The sequence below is a fragment of the Gilliamella sp. B2772 genome (genome assembly GCF_026536985.1).
Taxonomy (GTDB): Bacteria; Pseudomonadota; Gammaproteobacteria; order Enterobacterales; family Orbaceae; genus Gilliamella; species Gilliamella apicola_E.
The window spans coordinates 35,119-50,140 of sequence record NZ_JAFNNB010000004.1; the positions used below are offsets into that span (position 1 = coordinate 35,119).

A 15,022-nucleotide genomic window follows, 5' to 3' on the forward strand; every position below is an offset into this window, starting at 1 on the left:
AGGAGTTAGATTATCTCTATTTCAGGTAAAACAAAAAAAGGCTATATTCGCGATCACTCCGCAGAAACAAACTTATTTTTGCGTAGAGCACTGTTTGCATTTGTCGTAATTATACTACTAATTTTTGTATTATTAGCCAATTTAGCTGATTTGCAAATATCGAATTTTAGTTATTACAGCACCAAATCGAACAATAATCGTATTGAAATTATCCCTATTCCTCCAAGTCGCGGTATGATCTATGATCGTAATGGCACGCCATTAGCGATAAATAATATTACCTATCAACTTAATATTGTTCCTGACAAAACTAAAAACCTTAATGAGCAATTTGAACAATTAAAAAAGATTGTTGATTTAACTGATGAAGATATTGAAAACTTCCAAAAGGACCGACGAAATTATCGATCTCATCGACCTGTACCACTTAAAGAAAACTTAACCGAAAAACAAATTGCTCGGTTTATTGTTGATCAGCATCGATTTCCTTTTGTATCAATTGTAAAAATTCAACATCGATATTATCCATACGGTGCTTCACTTACCCATATTCTTGGTTATATATCTAAAATAAACAGTCAAGATAAGCAACGTCTAGAAGAAGAAAATAAAGCTAGCAATTACGTGGCTACCTTTAATATTGGAAAAATGGGGATTGAACGATATTACGAAGATGTTTTACATGGCACGGCGGGTAACGAAAAGGTTGAAGTCAATAGCCGAGGTCGTATTGTTCGCTTACTTGAACAACATCCACCACAAGCGGGTGAAGATATCTATTTATCCATTAATCTCAAATTACAACTCTATATTGAATCACTGCTTGCTGGCCGTAAAGCATCGGTTGTTGCTATTAATCCAAATAATGGTGAAATATTAGCAATGGTATCAAGCCCAAGTTATGATTCAAACGACTTTGTAGGTGGTATTTCAAGTAAGAAATATAGTGAGTTACTTAATGATCCAAGTAAACCACTATTTAACCGTGCATTGCTCGGTGCTTATCCCCCAGCTTCAACTGTTAAACCATTTATTTCGATAGCAGCATTAAGTGAAGGCGTTGTTTCACCAAAAAGTGTGGTTAACGATCCGGGTTGGTGGCAATTACCGGGTACTGAAAGACGTTATCGAGACTGGTTAAAATGGGGGCATGGCCATGTCGATGTATTACGAGCAATAGAAGAATCAGTAGATACCTATTTTTACCAAGTTGCATATGACATGGGGATAGATCGCTTAAATTTATGGATGACTAAGTTTGGTTATGGCCAGCGAACAGGCATTGATATCTCGCCTAGTGAAGAGACACGAGCTGTCATGCCAAGTCGTGAATGGAAATTAAAACGCCATAAAAAATCTTGGTTACAAGGAGACACTATTCCTGTCGGTATAGGTCAAGGTTATTGGACAGCAACACCAATGCAAATGGCTAAAGCATTAACTACACTAATTAATAATGGTAAAACCTATACACCACACTTTTTATTATATAAAAAGAGCGACATTATCAATACCAATCAAAATCAACCACTGATTGATCCATCAAAATATATTGAAAAAAACAGTCTTGTTGATGTTAATCCAACCTATTGGGCATTAGCAAAAGAAGGTATGCACCGAGTAATGTTTGGTGCTCGAGGCACCGCGCGTAAAGTTTATGCAGGCGCTAAATATCAAGCTGCGGGTAAATCAGGTACTGCTCAAGTTTATGGTTTAAAAGAAAACGAAACCTATAACGCACATAGAATACCTGAACATTTACGCGATCATGCTTTATTTATTGCTTACGCACCTTACGATAAACCGAAAATAGCCTTAGCGATTGTTCTGGAAAATGGTGGAGGAGGAAGCTCCAACGGTGGTGCAGTTGCACGTAAGATACTAGATTATTATCTTGAAGGTGATAACTCAACGGAATTAAACGATGAATCACCTAATACAGGACATGAAGATTAATGATGAATAATATTAAGAAATCTTTTTGGCAAAAGATACATATCGATCCGCTTTTTTGCTTATTTATCACCTTACTACTTGGTTATAGCCTTTATATTCTATGGAGTGCTAGCGGCCAAGATATAGATATGATGCAAAAAAGAGTGATCCAAATATTACTTGGTTTTTTTGTGATGATTGTCTTTGCACAGTTTTCACCAAGAAGTTATGAACAGTGGGCACCTTATCTTTATATTGCCTGTATTTTTATATTACTATTGGTTGATATTTTTGGCTACACCAGTAAAGGCGCTCAACGCTGGTTAGACTTAGGAGTTATTCGTTTTCAACCCTCAGAAATTGCTAAAATTGCTGTTCCTTTAATGGTAGCTAAATTTATTCATCGTGATGGTTGCCCTCCACCATTAAAAACGACCTTACAAACATTAGCTATTATCGGTGTGCCAACACTATTGGTGGCAATGCAACCCGATTTGGGAACTGCTATTTTAATTGTCATGTCTGGTATTTTTATTATCTTTTTGGCTGGTATTAATTGGCGATTTATTCTTGTTGCTTTGATATTGTTGGCTATCTTTGTACCGATTATGTGGTTCTACTTAATGCACGATTATCAACGTGAACGAGTATTAACGCTAATTAATCCTGAACGTGACCCTAATGGTACTGGCTATCATATTCTTCAATCTAAAACAGCAATTGGATCAGGTGGAATATGGGGCAAAGGCTGGCTAGAAGGTACCCAGTCACAGTTAGAATTTTTACCTGAACGCCATACTGATTTCATTTTTTCAGTCATCGCAGAAGAGTTTGGTTTTATTGGCTCGATTATTTTGCTAGTCTTATTCTTATGCTTAATAATTAGAGGTTTGATTATTGCCTCTCAAGCACAAACGACTTTTGGCCGAATCCTTTCTGGTGGTTTAATTTTGGTCTTTTTTGTCTATGTATTTATTAATATCGGTATGGTCAGTGGAATATTGCCAGTAGTTGGTGTACCATTACCACTAATAAGTTATGGTGGCTCATCATTAGTCGTTTTAATGGCAAGTTTTGGCATTATGATGTCTATTCACACTCATCGATATATGTTATCTAAAAACATTTAACGGAATTTTTATAAATGAAAAAGAAATTTAAATTATCTTTTGGATTATTAGTGCTCGCAATATGTTCTTCTGCTTCTGCGGAAATGGCTTTTCCTATACCGGCTATTCCACAACTAGATGCTGAAGCGTATATCTTAATGGATGCCAAATCTGGCGAAATTTTAGCGCAATATAATGCGGAACAACAACGCGATCCAGCAAGTTTAACTAAAATGATGACAAGTTATGTTGTTGGTCAAGCCTTAGAATCAGGCCGAATTAAAAATGATGATATGGTATTAGTGAGTAAAGATGCGTGGGCAACAGGTAACCCAGTATTAAAAGGCTCATCATTAATGTTTTTAGAAGTCGGTAAGACTGTTTCGGTCTCTGATTTAAATAAAGGTATCATTATTCAATCGGGTAACGACGCATGTATTGCTATGGCTGAACATGTTGCAGGTAGCCAAGGTGCTTTTGTTAATTTGATGAATGAATATGCGAAAAAAATTGGATTACAACACACTCATTTTGAAACTGTGCACGGGCTTGATGCACCGGGTCAATATACCACAGCTAAAGATATGGCGTTGTTAGGTCAGGCTTTAATCCGTGACTTACCAAAAGAATATGCAATTTATAAAGAAAAAGAATTTACCTACAATCTTTCTAAACCTCAAATGAATCGTAATGGATTACTTTGGGATACTACATTAAATGTAGATGGCATTAAAACTGGACATACTAACGCAGCCGGTTATAACCTTGTTGCTTCTGCTGTTGATGGTAATACACGTTTAATTTCAGCGGTATTGGGTGGTCGAACATTTAAAGGTCGTGAAGAAGAAAGTAAAAAATTACTTACGTGGGGATTCAGATTCTTTGAAACGGCAAATCCAGTAAAACCCAATGATCCACTCGCGATTGAGTCAATTTGGTATGGTGATGAAAATAAAGTTAAATTAGGTGCGATCAATGGCGCTTATATCACAGTGCCGAAAGGTCGTTCAGCAGATGTTAAAGTGCAATATACCATTGATGATTATATTTATGCACCAATAACCAAAGGAACCGCGGTTGGTAAAATTCAATTTTTATTGGATGATAAAGTTATCAATGAACAATCTTTAGTTGCGCTTGAAAATATTGAGGAAACTGGATTCTTCGGCGGCATTTGGGATTGGATATGTTTACAATTCCATAAATTATTTAATTAATTTTTTCTTAATAACCGCTGTGTGACTTTTGTTTACGCAGCGGTTTTTTATTTTAAGCAAAATTTGATTTTATCAAGCATTAATTATCTCTAATTTAGGCGTTCAAAAACCCCGTTCCTCAACTTTTTTTGTCTAAGTAGATACATCAGCAAGATAGATTAAGATGCGAGAAATTGTTGAAAAGATCTGTTCTAAAATTGATTCGACAAACAATGGTAAAGCAGAAAATAGATACGATAACATCGTTAGCCCACATAATAATGTAAGCGGGTAGCCGACCACAAAAATTGATAGTTGTGGTGTAAATCTATTTAATAAGCCCAATGACAGATTAATAATAAGTAATAATGTCATTAATGGTAATGCCAACATAATACCGTTATTAAATAATAGACCCGTTATTTCGATTAAGGCTAAATAGCCGTTTTGTTTTAAAGGATAGACCGTAATAGGAATGATATCAAAACTGTTAGCTAATCCGTAAAGTAACCATAAATGACCATCTAAACTAAGAAATATCAACATAGCAATAATATTAATTAAACGTGATAATACCGAGGTTGATGGACCGCTGATAGGATCATAAAAAGTGGCCATTCCTAATCCCATTTGCATACTAATTAACTCCCCCGAAAATCTAACCGTCATAAAGGTAAGTTGTATTGCAAAACCAATTAGGATGCCAATCATGATTTGCTGAGCAATAATCCAAATGCCCATTAACGAATAAAGGGTAAGGTTGTCGTCTAACTTTGGTAAAGGTAACACAATAACAATAAGTATTGCTAAACCTATTTTTACACGGTTTGGTACTTCTTTTTCGCCAGTGATTGGTGCGACCATAATTAAAGCTAAAATACGAACAAAAGGGAGAAAACTTGATTGAACCCAAGCAAAAAAATCAATATTCAATAGATCGACAATAGCTAAATCCATTAAGGTTAACTTGTTAGGTTGGGAATGCTAGTGATGACAAGGCGAATATAGTCGATCATTGTGGTTAGCATTGATGGACCTAAAATAATTAATACTAGAATAACAGCCAAAATTTTTGGGATAAAAGATAACGTCATCTCATTAATTTGGGTTGCTGCTTGTAGTAAACTGATGATTAATCCTGTGACCAGTGCCGCTATTAATAAAGGACCAGCAAGCGATGCTGCAACCTTGATGGCTTGTATGGCGAAATGGCTAATATATTCAGATGGCATTATATTCCTTTACTTTAACTAAAAAAACTTTGTGCTAACGAACCTAATAGTAAGTGCCAGCCATCAGCTAATACAAACAACATAATTTTAAATGGTAGAGATACCGTTGCGGGTGGCACCATCATCATCCCTAACGCCATTAAGGTACTGGCGACAACTAAATCAATTACTAAGAAAGGAATAAACAGTGTAAAGCCAATTTGAAAAGCGGTTTTGAGTTCACTAACGATAAAAGCCGGTACCAAAATTCGTAGTGGGATATCTTCACGAGTTTGAATTTCATTCGTATGAGACATATTTACAAATAACCCTAAATCGCTTTCACGAGTCTGAGAGAGCATAAATTCACGAAGCGGTTTTGTTGCTTCATTTAACCCTTCTTGCATGGTGATTTGTTGTTTCGAATAAGGCACATACGCCTCTTGATATATTTTATCGAGTGTTGGTGACATGATAAAAAATGTCATAAATAACGCAATGCCTATTATCACTTGATTAGGTGGTGCAGATTGTGTGCCAAGTGCACTTCGCAATAATCCTAATACAATAATGATCCGAGTAAAACTCGTCATTAGTAGTAGAATAATAGGGATAAAAGTGAGTAAAGTTAAAAAGACTAAGGTTTCAACAGGTAAAGACCAACTTTGTCCTTCTTGATATGGTGTTTGAGAAACAATTGTTAATGGTGATAATTGAGCAAAACTACATTGACTAAAAAACAGTACGTTTAGCAAAATAATATGTATTAACCGCACTATCTTACCTCTTGTCTAACACAGATTGTAATATCTGATTAAACAGGTTACTTTTTGACAATTGCTCAACCTCAGCGGGCTCAGCTAATAACATTTCAGTGCGTTGTTCATTTATGGTATGCAGTAATGTCATTTGTTGTGCAGTAACACCAACTACCAGTAATTGATGATCAACATAAACCAGAAGAATTCGCTCTTTAGCACTTATATTATAAGTTGCTTTAATATCAATGAATTGTTTCGTAGACTTTTTCCAACCAATTCGTTTTATTATCCATGCTAAAAATAAGATAACAGCAATTACACAAAAAAATGCCATGCCGATCTGGCTAAATAGGCTTGATTCTACAGGAATGGCGGATAAAGTTTGGGTCATGGTTATCTCATTTTTAACGGCTTAATCTACGAACACGTTCTGATGGAGTAATAATATCGGTAATTCGTACTCCATAATTATCGCCAACTACAACGATTTCACCTTGCGCAATTAAATAGCCATTAATAAGGATGTCTAAAGGTTCACCAGCTAAACCGTCTAAGGCTATAACTGAACCCTGAGTTAAATTTAAAAGATCTTTAATGGCCATTTTGGTTCGACCAAGTTCTACGCTTAGATTAACTGGAATATCTAGGATAAGGTTAATATCTTGCTTTTTTACGTCTGTTGGTTGTGGTGAAAGGGTTTCGAAAATAGCTTCTTTCATTACTGATTCATCACTAATATTTAGTTGGCTATCATCACTTGGTATATCACTCATTGAACACTCCTTCATTCAATTGTTCTAAAACTGGATTGCTTATCTGATCTACTTGGATTGCATACTGTTTATTTACGCTACCATAATGACCTTTTAATACTGGTACACCGCCAATGGTGACATCAAGGCTTGTTGGTTTTTCGATATCCAAAATATCACTGACTTTTAATGCTAATAATTTGGCAACAGTTGTTTGAATGTTTGTAAAGTTTGCGACTAACTCAACGGTTGATTGTTTAATACCACTCGTCAGTGAGCTCATCCACACGTTATCATCTTGGTGAGTTTGGTTTTCTATCGGTGGTTTAATTAATAGCTCTTTAATTGGTTCAACCATTGCATAAGGAATACATATGCAAAATGTTCCTTTAAAATTACCAATTTCGACTAAAAATGATGAAGTTAACACAACATCGTCAGGCGAGCTGGTAATGTTGGTAAATTTGCTTTCTACTTCAGAGCGGATGTATTCGGTTTCAATATTGTATACATCAATCCAAGAGCTTTGATAAGTTGTTAAAGCAAGACTTAATACTCGTCGAATAATCTCTTGCTCAGTATGAGTAAACTCTCGTCCTTCAGTATCAACATTAGTAGTATGGCCATCCCCACCAAAAAGAGTATCAACAACAATAAATACTAATTCAGGTGAAAATGAAAATAAGCAACTTCCCCGCAAAGGGTTAAGATGAACTAAATTTAAATGATTGGTTGCTGAAACATGTGAAAACTCTTTAAACGTTTTGGGTTCAATGGGTGAGGTTATAACATCAGTATTTCGGCGTAATAAATTAAATAATCCAATTCTAAATTGACGTGCAAAGCGTTCATTAATAATCTCTAACGCGGTTAGTCTTTCAGGGATAAAGCTATGTTTAACTGATATATCATAAGGCTTAACTTCAGTCCGTTTACTTTGTTGTAAATGATAATTTTGCTCAGCATCATTTTTTATGCTGGCTGAATTATTTTGTGAATGCAAAGATTCACTTTTATCGGTATTAGGTTGAAGCTTATCAGACATGATAATTACCTTACAATGAAATCAGTAAATAGAACTTCATCAATTTTTACTGAGTGTTTTGCATCATATTGGCGAGATAATGCCATTTTTATCTGCTCTTGTAATTCAAGTTTGCCTGACTCTTTCTTTAAATTATTAACGTACTGTTTTGAAGTTAACAAAAGTACGTCACTTCTTACTTCAGGAAGATAATCTAATAAAACGGTTTTTTGTTCTTCATCAGCGACGCGTAACACCATACCAACGTATAGAATTTTATTGATTTCTAAATTTTCTTTAGATGGTGGAAGTGAAATTGTGAAAGGTTTTAATGTTAAAAAAACCGGTGATAACACTTCTGGTTCTACATGGGGCGTCGTTTTAGGAGAATCTTGTAACCATAAATAAGCAGCAAAACCTGTTGCTAAAAGGGTAATTAAAATAAGTACTAGATTTAAAATACTTATTTTTTTCTTGGTAGTTTGCATATTTATTATTGTCTCAATGAAAATTAATGAAATGTCTATTTAAATAGCCAAAAATTACCAAAATAATAAATCATGCTTTGAGAATTAATTGGAAGAATAGGCAGTAAAAATATGACCTATTCAACCTTTTTAATCTCTAGCTATCAAAACATAGTACTGTTTCAAATACTATTATTTAGGCAAAAATACTTAATCCTGATTGAACAATGTTTGATGGATGATCAAGTTCATGAAGTGTTTGATTTTTATCGTCCATTAATTGCTCTATTTCAAACTCTTGTTTATAAGGTGATGAGGAGTCATTCATCATTGAAAAATCACTAATATCGGTCTGCTCTAACATAATACCTTGTTCTTCCAATGAAGTTCTTAATTGCGGTAAAGCTGATTCTAACACGCTTTTAACCATATTATGTGCAACAGCCAAGTGAAGGTTCATTTTGTCATCAACTATTGCCAATTTAATATGCAGCGAACCCAATTCTTCAGGATGTAATTTGATTTCCGCATTTTGGATACCTTGACGACAAGCGAGACTAATTTTTTCGTTTAATGTTTTTTGCCATTCAGTAATATCCATTGGCATAGGTAAATTTATATTTAACGTTTTTTGACTTTCAATTAATGGTGTTGATGTGGTTAATTGATTTGGGCTATGGACTAGTAATGTAGGTTCTTGTTCAAAGTGGTTAATATCAAAATTGGTGATAGGTAAATCGATATTATTATTTTGAGTATTAGTAAGAGTTGGTAATGGTTGATTTGAGGTTTTAACTGAATTTATATTGGTTGATATATTATGTTCATCATTCGTTAGCAAACTCGTTTGTTTATTTGGCTTAATGATTACTTGTTCACTACTATTAATAATAGTTAGAATTTCTGCTGCTTTTTCATCTACATTGAGTGTTATATCATCATAAACTGGTGCCTTTAAAAGTATATCATTAGCTGTAGTATTAATTTTTAATTCACGTATTGCTGGCTGTTCAGTATGATTATGCTCATTATTATTTATAGGCTGTTCATCGACTTGCAAAGTTAGTGGAAATAGTGTGAATAATTCATCACTATCTTCCTCTTCTTGATCATCTAATTGATGATCGAGTTTGTTCTCGAGAATATTAGCTTTGGCTAGGCTATTATTTTCGCCTAACTCTTGTTTTTCATTAAACTGTAATAAAAGCTGAAAAAAATCGTCTTCAATAATTGATACTTCATTCAATTCTATAGGTGATATTAATGGGATATCACTAAATTGATTAATATTCATTCAATATTCTCCTTGCTAACTGCTGCTGTGCAAATTCATCGGTTAATTTTTGTTGTAAACGGCTTTGCTGTAGCAGTAGTTTTTTATCTTGTTTATCCAATAATGTGGTGTAAGTATTGAGACTTTTTTGTGATTGATTTAGCTCATTGGTAATCTGTTTTTGTTTAATTTCTAAAGTTAACAATAACTTTTTTTGTTGTGTGATCCCTTGCTCAATAGCAGTAATAAAAGCATTAAAATTGTTCAGTTCTGATCCTGTAATACCAACTGATAACGCTTTATTTAAGCGCTGTTGGTACTCATTATAGTAATCATTCAATACATTTAGTTGTGATTGAGCATTACGCTTATTATCATGCGCATTTTTTAATTTAATCAATTTGTCGTCGACTGATTTTTCAGCTAACTTTTTTAATGTTAAAAAGGCAAATTTACCATTATATTGATTGGCCATTGTTCTTTCCTAAGTTTGAATCAACAATTCTTGCTAACTGTTGATAAGCGTCTTGATAACTACAATGTTCATAAATTCCTTGTTGTAAAAATTGTTGCATAGCAGGAAAAAGCGTTATTGCCTTATCTAATAAAGGATCGGTTCCTGCTACATAAGCGCCAACATTAATTAAGTCACGATTTCGTTGGAAACTTGAAAATAATTGCTTAAATAACCGTGATTTTTTTTCGTCTTTGGTTAGTTCTGTCATCACGCGACTTATTGATGCTTCAATATCAATAGCTGGATAATGACCTGATTCGGCAAGAGAACGGGATAAAACAATATGTCCGTCGAGAATTGCTCTAGCTGAGTCAGCGATAGGATCTTGCTGGTCATCACCTTCGGTTAGCACGGTATAAAAAGCGGTAATAGCGCCTTTGCCTTCTGCGTCATTACCGGCTCTTTCAACTAATGCTGGTAATTTTGCAAATACTGAAGGAGGATATCCTTTAGTCGCTGGTGGTTCACCGATCGCTAAGGCTATTTCACGTTGTGCCATGGCGTATCGTGTTAATGAATCCATAATGAGTAATACATTAAATCCTTGGTCACGAAATTTTTCAGCAATTTTAGTCGCGTAGGCTGCACCTTGTAGACGTAATAATGGCGATACATCAGCAGGCGCGGCAACAACAACAGATCGAGCTAAGCCCTCTTCACCTAAAATATTTTCAATAAAATCTTTTACTTCTCGACCTCGCTCACCGATTAAACCAACCACAATAATATCGGCTTTGGTGTATCTTGCCATCATGCCAAGTAAAACACTTTTACCAACGCCTGAACCTGCAAAAAGCCCCATTCGCTGACCTTGACCAACGGTTAATAATGCATTGATTGCACGAATACCAACATCGAGAACTTGATGAATTGGTGTTCGGGTTAGCGGATTTAGTGTTTTATTAATTAATCCTTCATATTCGATATCTTCAGGTAATGGTTTGCCATCGAGAGGTTTTCCCATTGCATCGACAACTCGGCCTAATAACCCCATACCAATTGGTAAAACTTTGTGGCTAAAATGTGTTAAATCATATTGTGATGTATAAACTCTTGCATCGAGTAATATACCGTCTGTTGATTCAAACGGCATGAGGTATAGTGTTTTTCCTTTAAAACCAATTACTTCACACTCAACCGCTTGGATTTTGCCATCTAATTGTCGTTCAACAAAACAGTTGGATCCTAATGGTAGTTTTAAACCAATAGCTTCTAGAACAAGACCAGACGCTTTAACCAATCGACCATATTGACGAATTAAAGATGCAGACTCTAATTTCTGTTTAGCACTATCAATTTTAGTTGCCCATTGCGTACAAAAGCTCACCTTAACGCTCATCTCCATGCACTGTGTCAGAAATAATTTGCCAGTGATTGGTTATACTTGCGTCGATCTCATTTGTTTCAGTAAATATTTTGCAGCCACCTAATTCTATATTTGCATCGGCAATAAATTGCCATTCATTTTTTAGTTGATCATCTAGTTGTGGCTCTAGCCATAAAAAATCATTCGGATTGATTCGAACCACAATCGGTGCAATTGTATTTTGTTCAATTAATGACTTGATCGAATGCATTAATTGTTTTTGTTTTAATTTGGATAACGAACCAACAGTTTTTTCAGCGGCAAGTAAAGCGAGATCAAATAGCTTTGGTACAATTTTTTCATCAATTTGATTAATTGACTGCTGAAAATGAATTGCTAGATTTTTGATGGATTCAACAGTATTTAATTTTTCTTCGTTTATCTGTTGTTCTATTTTCTCCAGGCCTTCTTGTTGGCCTATTGTTAACCCTTCCTCATACCCTGTTTGTTTACCAATATTGAAACCTTCTTCTTTACCTAGATTAAAACCTTCTTGATAGGCTTCTTCTCGTGCTTGTTGTTTGATATTTTCAAGTTCTAGCGTTATTTCAGGGCTATTAATATCAATAAAATTGGTATCGGCCTCATCGACTATTTCAAGTTCTGGTTCACACTCTTCTTGCTCATCGGTTTCAGGAATGAGTGGTGATGATTCTGCTAAATCTTGAAAGTGTAATGGTTTCCAAGTTAAGGTATTAGCTTGATTATACATATTCATCATCACCGCTACTTAAGATCATCTCACCGGTTTCAGCTAAACGACGAGCAATAACCAAAATTTTCTTCTGTTCGGTTTCAACTTGTGACAAGCGCACTGGTGGTCTGTTTTCTAAATCTTCACGTAATATAGATGCAGCACGTTGCGACATATTCGATAATAATTTTTCCCGTAATGGTTCTGTCGCACCTTTCAGGGCAATAATTAAGGTTTCATTATCCACATCTTTGAGTAGACGTTGGATACTTCTATCATCCACATCAACCAGATTTTCGAATAAGAACATTTCATCAATGATTTTTTGAGCTAACTCATTGTCATAATCACGTAATGCATTGATAACCAATTCTTCTTGTTGTGATTTCATCAGGTTGATGATTTCTGCTGCGGTGCGGATACCCCCCATATTATTAAGCTTAATATTTTGTCCATGTAGTAAAGTTGATAACGATGTTGATAATACCTCTAACGCTGAAGGCTCTACTCCACCGAAGGTTGCAATACGTAGCATTACATCATTACGCAGATCATCATCAAATAGATTTAATATCTCAGCAGCTAAGTCACGATTTAAGTGAACTAAAATTGTGGCGATAATTTGTGGATGCTCTTTCTTAACCAAATCAACAGCTCTGGCCGCATCAACAAAGTTAAGCATTTTTAAGCCATCGGTAGTATCTTCAATATCGGTATCTAATAGTTCATCAAGTAGACGGCTGGCTTTATCACTACCAATTGATTTTTCGAGAACTTTTCGTAGATAGCCATTAGTATCGGTATTTAATACGGCACAATCATCAAGTGTGGTTTGACACTCATTAAGAATATTTTTGAGTTGTTCTTGTGTTAATTGTGGCAATCCCATCATGGCACTACTAATTTGTTGTACCTCTTTATGGTCTAAAAATTGCATTACTTTTGCAGCTAATTCTTCACCTAAAATCATTAAAATTGTCGCTGCTTTTTGAGATTCACTTAAATTCATTACTCGGTGTCCTTCTTGTTCATCCAACCACGAATAATGAGAGCCATTACACGAGGATCTTTTTCGACAATTTTTCGGATGTATTGCTGTTGTTGCATATTATCTTCAAAAATTTTCTGTTGCAGTTTACTGTGTGCTTTATAATCAAGCTTATCTTCAGCGCCCATCGTGCCGTCAGATTTATCCGTATTGAGGTATTGTCTTTGAATCTTAATCCATACCGAACGCAGTACTTTTCGCCATGCATACCATATTATTAAGATATAAATTAGATATTTAATTGCCGTTTTCAGCATGTCGTAAACTTCATGTTTTTGTAAAAAGGTGATGGCGTCATTTTCATCATCTATTTGATCTGTAAATTTCAAATTTGCCACCGTTAATGAATCACCACGCAAGTCTGAAAATCCCATAGCTTGACGTGCTAGCGCCTCAATATGAGTAAGCTCTTCTTTATCGAGTTTTACCCATTTTTCGACCGCTTCATTTTTTTGATTTCCTTCATTTGACGATGCAACTTCATTGATTGTCGCAAATTTGTAATTAACTAGAACCGCGACAGATAAGCGCTTGATACGACCTTCAGGAATTTTGCTATGAATAATTTGACGATTAACTTCAAAGTTCAACGTATTATTGGATTGTAAATGATACATTTTTTGCTTGTCGTCTTTATCTTTTGCTTCATTCTCTCCATCAATTGGTGCACTTGGTGTTGGTACTGGTTGGTTAGATAAAGCCCCTGGTACACCACCAATAGCATTGCTTGATGCTAATTGACGGTTTTCAACTTGCTGCTTACTGCGAATGGTTTGATTGTTAACATCGCTATTAGGATCATAGATTTCGGATGTTGATTCCTGACGGCTAAAGTCAATGTCAGCATTAACTTGAACTTTAACATTTTGTTTACCTAAAATCGGTATAATGATTTTTTCTACGCGTTCACGCACCAAATTTTCGATTCGTTCACTATATTCTAATTGGGCAACATTAACGTTAGTATCGCGGTATTTTTCTCCAGTCAATAAATTACCGTTTTGATCGATGATAGTGACTTTATCCGCTTGTAATTCCGGCACACTACTTGAAATTAAGTGGATAATAGCGTCAATTTGACCTTGAGATAGCGAGCGACCCGGTAATAAAGTTAATGCGACTGATGCAGAAGGGAATTTTCTTTCTCTAACAAATAAAGAGGGTTTTGGCATAGCCAAATGCACTCTGGCATCATCAACACTACTAATGATTGAAATTGTTCTAGATAATTCGCCTTCTAATGCTCGTTGATAATTGATTTGTTCATTGAACTGGCTCATTCCAAAACTTTCTTTATCAAGCAGTTCAAAACCGATAGCACCGCCTTTAGGTAAACCTTGTTGAGCAATTCGTAGGCGAGTATCATAAATTTTATTTTCGGGAATTAAGATCGTTGTGCCGGATGATGAAAACTTATAAGGAATATTCATCTTATCAAGTTGGCTAATGATTTCACCGCCATCTTTATCATTCAAATTACTAAATAGCACACCGTAATCATCACTCTTAAGCCATAAATAGGTGATACTACTTATAGCTATTACGATCACTCCTACAATAAGGAGCAGCATTTTTCGATTTTGTTTTAATTGATTGATAAATGGTAACTTATTCAATATTGATTCGCCTTTGTTACCTACTGACTGGCTATCCATATGTATCCTAATTC

Annotated in this window: 16 protein-coding genes; 3 read left to right on the forward strand and 13 right to left on the reverse strand. The window is 35.1% G+C overall.

The window, feature by feature from the left end:
- The first annotated feature begins 18 nt into the window (after positions 1 to 18).
- Genes mrdA through J3T98_RS09120 form a run of 3 tightly spaced genes read left to right on the forward strand, consistent with a single transcriptional unit; the run spans position 19 to position 4,261 of the window.
- Positions 19 to 1,956, forward strand: coding sequence for a penicillin-binding protein 2 (gene mrdA / locus J3T98_RS09110; protein ID WP_416380648.1), 1,938 nt, complete (start codon positions 19 to 21; stop codon positions 1,954 to 1,956).
- Complete coding sequence (gene mrdB / locus J3T98_RS09115; RefSeq protein ID WP_220225480.1) at positions 1,956 to 3,065, forward strand: peptidoglycan glycosyltransferase MrdB; 1,110 nt, start codon at positions 1,956 to 1,958, stop codon at positions 3,063 to 3,065. The genes mrdA and mrdB overlap by 1 nt, the downstream gene beginning before the upstream one ends.
- Positions 3,066 to 3,079: 14 nt before the next feature.
- Positions 3,080 to 4,261 carry a serine hydrolase gene (locus J3T98_RS09120; RefSeq protein ID WP_065733601.1) on the forward strand — a complete coding sequence of 394 codons (1,182 nt, stop codon included), beginning with the start codon at positions 3,080 to 3,082 and terminating at the stop codon, positions 4,259 to 4,261.
- 132 nt (positions 4,262 to 4,393) lie between these two features.
- Here J3T98_RS09120 and fliR read toward each other — a convergent pair whose 3' ends face one another.
- From fliR to fliF, 13 genes are all read right to left on the reverse strand, one after another.
- Complete coding sequence (gene fliR / locus J3T98_RS09125) at positions 4,394 to 5,197, reverse strand: flagellar biosynthetic protein FliR (protein ID WP_065561877.1); 804 nt, start codon at positions 5,195 to 5,197, stop codon at positions 4,394 to 4,396.
- A gap of 5 nt (positions 5,198 to 5,202) precedes the next feature.
- Entirely contained in the window at positions 5,203 to 5,472 is a 270-nt protein-coding gene (fliQ, locus tag J3T98_RS09130) for a flagellar biosynthesis protein FliQ (RefSeq protein ID WP_065561876.1), read from the reverse strand.
- Positions 5,473 to 5,486: 14 nt separating this feature from the next.
- Positions 5,487 to 6,230: a flagellar type III secretion system pore protein FliP gene (gene fliP / locus J3T98_RS09135; RefSeq protein ID WP_267332238.1), complete on the reverse strand. Its 744-nt coding sequence runs from the start codon at positions 6,228 to 6,230 to the stop codon at positions 5,487 to 5,489.
- Between the two features lies 1 nt (position 6,231).
- Positions 6,232 to 6,603, reverse strand: a complete 372-nt coding sequence (gene fliO / locus J3T98_RS09140) for a flagellar biosynthetic protein FliO (protein ID WP_267332173.1) — start codon at positions 6,601 to 6,603, stop codon at positions 6,232 to 6,234.
- Positions 6,604 to 6,616: 13 nt separating this feature from the next.
- Positions 6,617 to 6,931, reverse strand: a complete 315-nt coding sequence (gene fliN, locus J3T98_RS09145) for a flagellar motor switch protein FliN (RefSeq protein WP_370632649.1) — start codon at positions 6,929 to 6,931, stop codon at positions 6,617 to 6,619.
- Positions 6,932 to 6,977: 46 nt separating this feature from the next.
- Entirely contained in the window at positions 6,978 to 8,009 is a 1,032-nt protein-coding gene (gene fliM / locus J3T98_RS09150; RefSeq protein WP_065561872.1) for a flagellar motor switch protein FliM, read from the reverse strand.
- Between the two features lie 5 nt (positions 8,010 to 8,014).
- Entirely contained in the window at positions 8,015 to 8,476 is a 462-nt protein-coding gene (locus J3T98_RS09155) for a flagellar basal body-associated FliL family protein (protein ID WP_065561871.1), read from the reverse strand.
- Positions 8,477 to 8,651: 175 nt separating this feature from the next.
- Positions 8,652 to 9,749, reverse strand: coding sequence for a flagellar hook-length control protein FliK (locus J3T98_RS09160; RefSeq protein WP_267362677.1), 1,098 nt, complete (start codon positions 9,747 to 9,749; stop codon positions 8,652 to 8,654).
- Positions 9,739 to 10,203: a flagellar export protein FliJ gene (gene fliJ / locus J3T98_RS09165; protein ID WP_267330850.1), complete on the reverse strand. Its 465-nt coding sequence runs from the start codon at positions 10,201 to 10,203 to the stop codon at positions 9,739 to 9,741. The genes J3T98_RS09160 and fliJ overlap by 11 nt, the downstream gene beginning before the upstream one ends.
- The gene (gene fliI, locus J3T98_RS09170) at positions 10,187 to 11,584 is read right to left on the reverse strand and encodes a flagellar protein export ATPase FliI (protein WP_267332176.1); all 1,398 of its coding nucleotides are present in this window, start codon (positions 11,582 to 11,584) and stop codon (positions 10,187 to 10,189) included. Before fliI ends, fliJ begins: the two co-directional genes overlap by 17 nt.
- Positions 11,574 to 12,329 carry a FliH/SctL family protein gene (locus J3T98_RS09175; RefSeq protein WP_267362678.1) on the reverse strand — a complete coding sequence of 252 codons (756 nt, stop codon included), beginning with the start codon at positions 12,327 to 12,329 and terminating at the stop codon, positions 11,574 to 11,576. The genes fliI and J3T98_RS09175 overlap by 11 nt, the downstream gene beginning before the upstream one ends.
- Positions 12,316 to 13,314, reverse strand: coding sequence for a flagellar motor switch protein FliG (gene fliG / locus J3T98_RS09180; RefSeq protein WP_065561866.1), 999 nt, complete (start codon positions 13,312 to 13,314; stop codon positions 12,316 to 12,318). The genes J3T98_RS09175 and fliG overlap by 14 nt, the downstream gene beginning before the upstream one ends.
- A complete protein-coding gene (fliF, locus tag J3T98_RS09185; RefSeq protein WP_267362679.1) occupies positions 13,314 to 15,008 on the reverse strand; it encodes a flagellar basal-body MS-ring/collar protein FliF in 1,695 nt (564 codons plus the stop codon). The genes fliG and fliF overlap by 1 nt, the downstream gene beginning before the upstream one ends.
- Between the last annotated feature and the right edge of the window lie 14 nt (positions 15,009 to 15,022).